This is a genomic window from Aquiflexum sp., from assembly GCF_041749095.1.
GTDB lineage: Bacteria > Bacteroidota > Bacteroidia > Cytophagales > Cyclobacteriaceae > Aquiflexum.
Genome location: NZ_JBGTCA010000291.1, coordinates 1 through 9,010, shown reverse-complemented (window position 1 = coordinate 9,010; position 9,010 = coordinate 1). Strand labels below are relative to the sequence as shown.

At 39.6% G+C, this 9,010-nt stretch carries 8 protein-coding genes; 3 read left to right on the top strand and 5 right to left on the bottom strand.

What is annotated here, in order from left to right:
- Positions 1-514, top strand: a 514-nt coding sequence (locus tag ACEW8O_RS13665) for a TrkA C-terminal domain-containing protein (RefSeq protein ID WP_373495184.1), incomplete at its 5' end; no start/stop codon positions are given.
- On the opposite strand, the gene ACEW8O_RS13660 is transcribed toward ACEW8O_RS13665, so the two are convergent.
- Positions 511-2,802, bottom strand: coding sequence for a patatin-like phospholipase family protein (locus tag ACEW8O_RS13660; RefSeq protein ID WP_373495183.1), 2,292 nt, complete (start codon positions 2,800-2,802; stop codon positions 511-513). The genes ACEW8O_RS13665 and ACEW8O_RS13660 overlap by 4 nt on opposite strands.
- Before the next feature lie 121 nt (positions 2,803-2,923).
- Between ACEW8O_RS13660 and ACEW8O_RS13655 the strand changes: the two genes are divergently transcribed.
- Positions 2,924-3,520, top strand: coding sequence for a DUF4494 domain-containing protein (locus ACEW8O_RS13655; RefSeq protein ID WP_373495182.1), 597 nt, complete (start codon positions 2,924-2,926; stop codon positions 3,518-3,520).
- Between the two features lie 87 nt (positions 3,521-3,607).
- Here ACEW8O_RS13655 and ACEW8O_RS13650 read toward each other — a convergent pair whose 3' ends face one another.
- Entirely contained in the window at positions 3,608-4,207 is a 600-nt protein-coding gene (locus ACEW8O_RS13650) for a hydrolase (protein WP_373495181.1), read from the bottom strand.
- A gap of 117 nt (positions 4,208-4,324) precedes the next feature.
- On the opposite strand from ACEW8O_RS13650, the gene ACEW8O_RS13645 reads away from it, so the two are divergent.
- On the top strand, positions 4,325-5,362 hold the full coding sequence (locus tag ACEW8O_RS13645; RefSeq protein WP_373495180.1) for a PAS domain-containing protein: 1,038 nt from the start codon (positions 4,325-4,327) through the stop codon (positions 5,360-5,362).
- On the opposite strand, the gene ACEW8O_RS13640 is transcribed toward ACEW8O_RS13645, so the two are convergent.
- The 3 genes from ACEW8O_RS13640 to ACEW8O_RS13630 all read right to left on the bottom strand — a co-directional run.
- On the bottom strand, positions 5,359-5,904 hold the full coding sequence (locus tag ACEW8O_RS13640; RefSeq protein ID WP_373495179.1) for a DUF2911 domain-containing protein: 546 nt from the start codon (positions 5,902-5,904) through the stop codon (positions 5,359-5,361). The two genes, ACEW8O_RS13645 and ACEW8O_RS13640, sit on opposite strands and share 4 nt — an antisense overlap.
- A 195-nt stretch (positions 5,905-6,099) precedes the next feature.
- Positions 6,100-7,860: an efflux RND transporter periplasmic adaptor subunit gene (locus tag ACEW8O_RS13635; RefSeq protein ID WP_373495178.1), complete on the bottom strand. Its 1,761-nt coding sequence runs from the start codon at positions 7,858-7,860 to the stop codon at positions 6,100-6,102.
- Positions 7,861-8,124: 264 nt separating this feature from the next.
- Positions 8,125-9,010, bottom strand: an 886-nt coding sequence (locus ACEW8O_RS13630) for a TolC family protein (protein ID WP_373495177.1), incomplete at its 5' end; no start/stop codon positions are given.

Genomic DNA, 9,010 nt, shown 5'->3' with positions numbered 1-9,010 from the left:
AAGAATTATAGCGACCATTAGGCACATTACCCAAAACCCATACATCATCGTGAGGACAAGGTATGTCAATGAAATTGAAGAAAACCGGAACTTGGGAGCAAATGAGGTCATTCCCGAGGAATTTGAAACTTCTATTGAAATATTCAACAGGGTTCTTCACAAGTATCTCGTGCCACGGCATGATATTGAAGAATTTACCGCAGATGTCAGGTCGCATAATTACGAAATGTTCAGGGGCACGACTGATGTCACTTCAAGATTTAAAATTGATTTGCCTGAAATCAACTTTGTAAGCCTAAGGGTTGAAAAAGATACCGGAGATTTCATCAATGTTTCCATCAAAGAAGCCCGGATTAGGGAAGTGGTAGGGGTAAACGTAGTTGCCATCAGAAGAGGGAATAAAACCATCACTGAAATAACCGGTGACCAAAAGCTGAAACTTGGGGATACTGTTTATGTGGTGGGTAAAATAGAAGCCATCGAAGCCTTTCAGAAAGAATTGGAGGTGGATTAAGGTATTGGTGACAATAGCTCCAAACTCTTTAATTTCTGCAATGCAAGTCTGTTTTGTGTACTGTTGATATTGTCAATAATGGATTTTTTTTCCCTGGCTGTCAGTCGCCAATTCAAGGAAGCCCGTTGGATATCCTGGTCAATGGGACTGAAAGGACCCATTTGATCCGCCAAACCACGGTCACGGAGGTATTGCAATGTGGAATATTCAAATTCAATCCTTTCCAAATCAAAATCCATTGTTTCTTTCATCCTTGTAAAAAGTACTTCATTGCTCAACGTCTGTACATTGTCCCAATTGATGTAAATATTTTTGACGGGTGTAAACAATTTTTCAAAAAATCTCGGCAAAGCCTTTTGTTCGATTTCTGTGAATTTTTCAGAATCACGAATTGTGACTAAAACCACTCCCGAGGTGTTTTCCTTGATCCAATCTTTGAAAACGTACATAAAACGCAGGGCGTCCTGAACACCAAAATTGTCTGAAAGGCCCGAATCCATTGTCATCATTTGAGGCTTGGAAGGAAGTTGGATATTTGGTGTGATAAAAGGAAAAGTGGCTCCCATCCTCAGGGCGCTTATAAACCTTAGGTTTTTCGCATCGTGGTCTGCAAACATTCTCTGAAAATCAATAGCCTGGCTTTTCTCATCAAATCCCTCCGTCCTATCCAATGAAATTCCCATATAGGACATGGAATAAGGTGCGATGATCAATTTTCTGCCATCATTGGTTATCAAGGGCGTAATGGGCATCATGGGAATCTGACTGTGATACTCAGGTTCCAGATATTCCGAAATGGTCTTATCCATCACTTCACCTGTATTGATATTCAATTGACTTTCAAAAGCAAACCCCCTGTCTTTCAGGTATCTCCTCCCATTGTATTCAAAGTATTGGTTTCTGATCAGCAAATCATTTACCAACAGGGTGAAAATGATAGGGTTGAGGTTATCCGAAGATATCTGGTGAAGATACTTTTCATCCAGATAATGGAATTTTGGATCATCTTGATATCTCATATACAATTCCCTGAAAAATGCCGCCCCGATCACCCCACCTGATGCCCCACTGATCATCTGCGTGTGGCGGAAAAGCTGACTTCCCGAGGCAAATTCAGCCTCTTGCAGGACTTTGAGCGTCCATAATGCTGCCCTTTGCCCTCCCCCGCTGACAGCTACAAAGACCATTTTGGGTTTTTCATTATCCGGGAATTTTCTACGCCAGTTTTCAAGAATTTCCAAAGTGAAATCTTTATCCTTTTCTACACTGTCTTTATGAAGTATGGCCGTCAAATTATCAAGATTATATGCAGCAGGTTCCTTATTATAATCCAATCCAAAAGCTGTATGAGGTCTGTTGAGCCATTCAGTACTTGATAGGTAATTGAAAATCAAAATTGCAGCCAATACAGCGGGTGTCACCCATCCTCTCAACCAAAAAGCAACTGCCCCTACGACCATTGTCAGAATAGCGAAAAGTAACATACCACTGGCAGCGGCTGGAATTTGCAGTATGGGATTTTCCCTGAAAAATCCCATGAGCAATATCAAGCTGATCAAAACCGTTTGGATAATAAACATATTCAGGTGGTTTTGGTCAAACACCCGCAACAATTTATTGGCTTCGAACCTGGAAAGGTCCTGTCTGATTTCTTTAAACCTCAAACTAATATCCAGGTAATCCACCACCTTTTCCTTCTCTTTTTGACTCTCTTTGATCCTTCTAAGCATATTTGCCCTGGGCAGTTTGGTTTTTCTCAACCTCTTTTCAACATTCCCTGCAAATAGGATAAAAAAATCTTTGTTGGTAAGACCAAAATACAAAAACATTAGGGTATAGGTCAAAACCGTACCTCCTGAAAACCCCAAAAAATAAGAAAACACAATCCAGTTGCTTTCATGCTCATTGTCCAGTTGAAAATTAATAAAGGCAAATATGTAAAGTAAATAAAAAATGAGCGGTATGATCGAATTGTTGAAACAAAACTGGACAAAGGGCCTTGGAATGACCGCCAAAAACCTGAATTTTGCCCCATCCAAAATATAGGTAGTCATGTGAAATGACATGGTAAAAATCCCCAAGGCTACCCCAACAAAGAAAAACCCCTGCCAGGACACCCTGTTGAGATATTCGGGATCCAACAAGAGGTATGGCAAACCGATGACCGTACCAAAACTTTGGAATGTAATCAACACTAAAAGGAACCATAGGGATAACAATAACAGGTTTTTCCTCAGGTGTAAAAGCAGTAACTGAACCGGAAAGCTATAGATGATTTTTTGCCACATTTGTTTTTGATTCCTTCAAAATATACGGGATTTTTTAAAAAATTTCTAAATCAATATTTTTTCATTGTTGCTTTTGCCAATAACCATTACCTTCGCTGCTCTAATAAAATATAGATCAAGTATGAGGATTTGGTTTTTGTGTAAGGTTAAGTACGCCAAAGAAAATGAGCAGGGATTGCTCAAAAATGTTTCAGAACAATACCTGGTAGATGCGGTATCTTTTACCGAAGCTGAGGCCAGGATATATGATATGCTTGGTTCCGTCATCAGAGGGGATTTTCAGGTGACCAACATTAGCAAAAGCAATTTTGTGGATGTTTTTTTCTTTGAAGATATAGACATCTGGCACAAGTGTAAGATCAGTTATATAGTTTCGGATGCGGATAGTGGCAAGGAAAAAAAGGTTACCCAATTTATGTTGGTGACCGCACATGATGTCAAAGAGGCCTATGACCGAATCCATGAAAGCCTGAGCAATATGCTGGTTTCGTTCAGGGTTCCTGAGGTGACCGAAAGTCCCATAGTTGAAGTTTTCCCTTATGAAAAAGAAGATGAAGAATTGCTCCCACCTCCCCCATCCCACCTCAAACCATTGAGTAAAGTGAAAGCGGAACAGGAAAGAAGAGAAGATACCAGGGCAGCAAATAATTCTTCTGAAGTTGGCAGCTTTTCTGAAGAGGAAGAAGCAGCGGAATTGAGAGAATATAATGAAGATTAATAATTATTAAAGTTCTTACATACAATTCTGACAATATAAATGCAAAGAGCGGCCTAGGTTGCTCTTTGTAATCTTATAATCCATTTTTTAATTCCTCAACTGATTTTCAATCACAAATCGAATCAGTTCATCAATAGATATCCCTGCCTTCTCACTTGCATCTGCAATATCCTCCCGGCTGACCTGAGCAGCAAAGCTTTTGTCCTTCAGTCTTTTTTTGACGCCTTTGACTTCCATGCCTTCATAGCCTTGGGGCCGCATCAGGGAATAAGCATGGACAAAACCGGATAATTCATCGAAAGCATATAGCATCTTGTCCATTTCCGAAGAAGGTTCCACCCCAAAATACCGGGGGCCATGACTGGCTATTGCTTTTATTATCCGCGGGTCAACCTGCCTTGATTCAAGTTCTGCTATGATTTTCCTACAATGTTCATCAGGCCACTGATCCCAATCTGCATCATGTAGCAGGCCGGATACATGCCACATTTGCCGGGTTTCATCATCATATCCTTTTGAAATTGCAAAGGCTTTCATCAAGTGTCCGACCTGTTCCATGTGAAAAAACAGTTTTTCATTTATGACCCAATCTTTTATAAGAGTCATTGCATCGGTCTCTGAGATTAAATTTCCTAGATTTTCCTCATTTCCAAATTCATTTCTATTGAGCATATAAATTGATTCCATAATTGAAGTGTAGTTTTAAACCTTATTTTTTGATTTTTATATTATTATTTATGTTCTTTGTTATTCTATTAATTTTTTTAAATCAAGTAATACCAAAGAATTACAGCCTATTAAACTATGAAAAATATTTTTCATAATTCAGACTATTTCTATTTTATCCATTTGGATGGAAATGGAAATATTTTGGACAATAACAAACATCTTGAAAAAGAGTGTTTGTTTTTGAAAACAGGCATTTTGGGAACTTCATTTTCAGAACTGGTTTATTATAAGGACTTTTCAAACTTTGAATTTTTGCTTAATAACTCACTGGAAAATGGAGACAGGAAGTTTATCTTGGATCTGAGAAAAGTCAAATCTGATGGAAGCGACTTTTATTGGACAAGATGGGAGTTTACAATAATCAACGGGAAAGACAACAAATTTCAGCTTTATGGTGTAGGGCATAAAATTTCCTCCAAAAATGAGAAAATAGTTGAATTCCCGGAAACGGTCAATGACCTTCATGCTAAAAACGATCTGATGGAAGGATTGCTGGAGGATAATTTAATTGGTTTTTGGATTTGGGACATAGCCCAGCAATCTGATAAGTTAAGCCTTTCCCTCAATGAGATGTTTGGGTATAACCCATATCTCAACGGAAATTCCTCAAAAAATGTCAAATGGAAAAAACATGTCCATACCTCGGATAAGGCAAAAGTTGAGGCAGAGCTTAAGGAGCATTTTGAAAGTTTAGGTAAAAATCCCTTCCACAGTGAATTCAGAATCAAAAACAGACACAAGAAAGACATTTGGGTATTGGGATATGGCAAGGTTATCAAATGGGGAAACCTTGCAGAGCCTATGTTGATGGCAGGTTGCTTTTTCGATATCTCCGAAAGAAAGAAATCAGAAAATCTCATTCAGAAACAACGCCAATACCTCAAAACAGTTACTTTCAACCAATCCCATCTGATGCGGTCAAAACTGGCCAATATCATCGGGATACTTGAAATCATTGATCCCAAAAGCCCCCCAATAGAGACCGTCCATTTTTTGAAAATGATAAAAACCGAAGCAAAAAAACTGGATGAAGAACTCAGAAAAAGTATTTCCGATTCAAACAGCTTCGATTTAAATCCATTGGTTGGCAAGGATTCAGCAGGGTTGATTTAAAGAGTTTCCACAGGGATTTGAATTATAACATCGCTCCATTGGAATAAAATCTTACCCTTATTATTACCCAAATCCTCCACTTTAAAATTCAACTGTTCAACTATGTTTTCCAACTTTTGGGGAATTACTTTAATTCTCAACACATCTTCGCTTTCCTCATAGTCATCAGCTAAATGCTGATCCCAATTTTCATTAATGATCACAATCCATTCATTCTCCCCTGGAATGGTGAAAAGGGCATATTTTCCTTTAGGAGTAGCCGAATGTGCCCCAGTCACCCATACTTCACCAAAAGCCACCAAACCACCAAATACCTGCCTACCCCTTACACTAGGAGCAGAATAATCTATGTGCACATGGTTAGACCCAATATTGGCCATAGTGGCAGTTCTGGGACTTTTGGAAGTGGCTGTTTCCGATGATACTGCATGATCATGGTGAGCATGTCCATCTGAGTCCTCTGTTTTCTCTTCTTGCTTATTTGAAGAACAGGAAATGATAATTAATGAGGAAAGGATGATTAGGTATTGTTTGATTTTCATATTTGTGATTTTGATTATTTACTTTATTAAGAAATATCCTTCGTGAAATAAGATTGAGATATGGCTTCGCCGAAATATTACTGATAATCAATTATTCATTCAGACAATCTCAGATACCTAAAGAAAGGAATGATACTTAAAATTATTTCTATTTTATTTCGACGTAGGCATATTTCTATATATTTCATTTAAAGATTAATGCTGATGCCCCACCTGAACATCCGGTTTAGATCCAGATTCAGAAATCACTCTTTTACCCGGCTCGTAAGTTTCCTTCACCTCCCCACAGGTCAACATCTTATCTCCAAAGTAGGGATTGCGGATTTCTTTTTCACTGCTTAGCCAGTAAGCTCCTTGATCACGGAAAGCCATAGGACAATATTGACGGTATATGGTATTTTCAACAACTCCAAAATATTCTACCGCTTCGATCAGGTTGTCAGACAAAGTTTCAAAATGCTTCCTTTGCTCCTCCACATCGTTAGATTGGGCGATCTTGTCCAGACTGCTTTGAATAGGTCTTAACAAATCCATCCAGATATCGTGGGCTTTGCTTTCCAAAAGCTTCATGTCCACTTTTGCCAAAATGGATTTTGCAGGGCTAATGGTTTTCCGGGTAGCCTCGGCATCGGTTTTCACCAAGGCGTTTTTGATGGGCAAATAGCTTTGTATAAATGCCGTCAACTGCTTTTTAAATTCCTCAGGAGTATCCAAAGTCTTTACTTGCGGTCGGGTCATCATACTGTATTTGCCACTCAACTGTGCTGCTGCATCGATCGCAAAAACACCGTTGCTGACCACTTCTTCTCCAGCTTCCAAACCAGACAAAACAAGGTAATCCTCTCCTACCCGGCCACCAATCTCTATTTCTCTCATTTCAAATGCTGGTGCCTCACGATTACCCTTCTGCACATAGACCACAGAACGTGGGCCAGTCCAGAGAATGGCTGTTTTAGGAATCATCAAACCTGATTGTCCTGCTTGGGAAGTAGCTATATTGGCAGAGACGAACATCTCCGGCTTCAATTCATAATTATGGTTGACCGCTTCTGCCCGAATGCCTACTGTACGGGTATCGGGATTAAGCATGGGATCAATATAAGTGACTTTGGCTTTGAATTCCTTGCCTGGATAGGCGGAAACCTGAAAACTCAAATCATCCCCTTTTCGGATTGCTCCCAAATCAGATTCGTAAGCATCCAACATCACCCATACATTACTTAAATCAACAATTTCGAACATAGCCGTACCTCTATTCACAAAATCACCCATTGCAACATTTCTAGCTGTCACCACCCCTCCAACATCTGCAAACACATCAAACTGAGTATCTACCTGGCCGGAACTTTCGATAGAAGCAATCTGCTTTTCTGAAATTTTCCAAAGCCTTAGTTTTTCCTTGGTAGCTTCGTAAAGTGCAGGCTGACGATCCTTGATTTTGGCTGTTTCCAAGAGTTCTTTTTGGGCGTTAACCAGCTCAGGGGAATAAAGAGTCGCTAACTTCTGTCCTCTTTGAACTTCCTGACCGGTGAAGTTGATAAACAATTGATCGACTCTACCTGAATAGTTTGCAGTGAGGCTTTTTACCCGTTGTTCATTGGCTTGGATTTTTCCGGTCAAGGTAAGTTTTCCCGAACCTGAACCAGATTTAACCATAGTCGTCTGCACATTTGAAAGTGCAACTGCTTCAGGAGTGATTTCCATAATAAAGGGACTGGATTCACCGCTTTTTTTATTGCCCACAGGTGTGAGTGCCATCCCACAAATGGGACATTGGCCCGGTTCATTTTGGCGAATTTGTGGGTGCATAGAGCAAGTATATTCCACTCCCTCTTCGTCAATATGGGTGTGTTCCTCAGCAGGATGTTCTTCCCCACCTCTGATCATCCAACCCACCACAGCGCCAAAGAATAGGCAGCCGATGATGATGATAAATATGTTTTTTCTCTGTTTCATTTTTTTTATAGATTTAAGACGCAAGACAAAAGACATAAGACTTTCCACCCCGATCTAATTTATATTTGCTCTAAGCTTTGTTCAACCCCTTCAGGATTTTTGGTTTAAACTTTAATTCTTTCCAAGTAATTTTTTTTTAGGACTAACTATCCACAATTCCGGTTTAACTATCCTATAATATTTCTATTTATTTCGATCATATTTCAACCATATTTCAACCATATTTCTTGAATAAACCTTCGAGGTCAAAAAAGACCTCAAATGTTAAAAGCCCACCAATGTTTCCAACTTAGCAAATGCAATTTCCCTCTCAATCCTCGTATTCAAAGCATTGAGTCTAAAATCCAATAGTTCACGCTGAATATTGAGGAGTTCTTCGAAAGAACTTCCTTCTGTAGCGTAAGATGTGACGGACAATTCCATTGTTTGCTCCATCAGTTCAATCTGCTCTTCTAAGAGTTTGACTTTTCTATTTGCATCTTTGATGGATGCAAGGATACTTTCAAACTCAGTTTCCAGATTTCTTTTCAAATCTTCCTTTTGGCTTTCATTGGCTTCCCAATAAAGCTTAGATTCGGTTTCCAAGGCTTTGTATTTTTTGCGGTAAATAGGTAAAGTCAACGTCGCCATGGGCATCACCATATTATTCCCCATTCCGGCAGGCATATAGTCCATCCCATTCATTCCACCGGGGACTCCCGCCTCTGGTCGTGGAGAAAACACCATATAATTTAAGCCTAACCCAAACATAGGTTTGCCTTCCAGTTTGGCCATTTCACCTTGCTTTTGGTAGACCAATCCCTCTTTTTCCAGCATCAACAGCATGGGATTCGTTTCCAAAATATTTTCCAACATGGCCACTTCCCAACCCTTATCTTTTTGGGTTGAAATATTGGTTTCAAAATTTACTGTCTCGTTTTTATCCCTACCCAAAAATTGGTTGAAGCGGACCAATAAAGGTCTCTTGTCTACCTCCAACTGTTGTAAGTCAGACTCCATTGCCTTGATTTGAACTTGCAGTCTCAGCACATCTGTCAACTTTCCTGATCCAGACCCTGAACCCATGGAGGATCCAGCAGATGATTGATTCATTCCAGATGATCCTGCGGAACTTCCGCTTCCCATTCCCATTCCATCTCCAGAACCATTT

What these genes read in the sequence shown, in the direction of transcription:
- ACEW8O_RS13660 (WP_373495183.1), bottom strand. Translation starts at nt 2,802, where the DNA reads ATGTGGCAAAAAATCATCTATAGCTTTCCGGTTCAGTTACTGCTTTTA.
- ACEW8O_RS13655 (WP_373495182.1), top strand. Translation starts at nt 2,924, where the DNA reads ATGAGGATTTGGTTTTTGTGTAAGGTTAAGTACGCCAAAGAAAATGAG.
- ACEW8O_RS13650 (WP_373495181.1), bottom strand. Translation starts at nt 4,207, where the DNA reads ATGGAATCAATTTATATGCTCAATAGAAATGAATTTGGAAATGAGGAA.
- ACEW8O_RS13645 (WP_373495180.1), top strand. Translation starts at nt 4,325, where the DNA reads ATGAAAAATATTTTTCATAATTCAGACTATTTCTATTTTATCCATTTG.
- ACEW8O_RS13640 (WP_373495179.1), bottom strand. Translation starts at nt 5,904, where the DNA reads ATGAAAATCAAACAATACCTAATCATCCTTTCCTCATTAATTATCATT.
- ACEW8O_RS13635 (WP_373495178.1), bottom strand. Translation starts at nt 7,860, where the DNA reads ATGAAACAGAGAAAAAACATATTTATCATCATCATCGGCTGCCTATTC.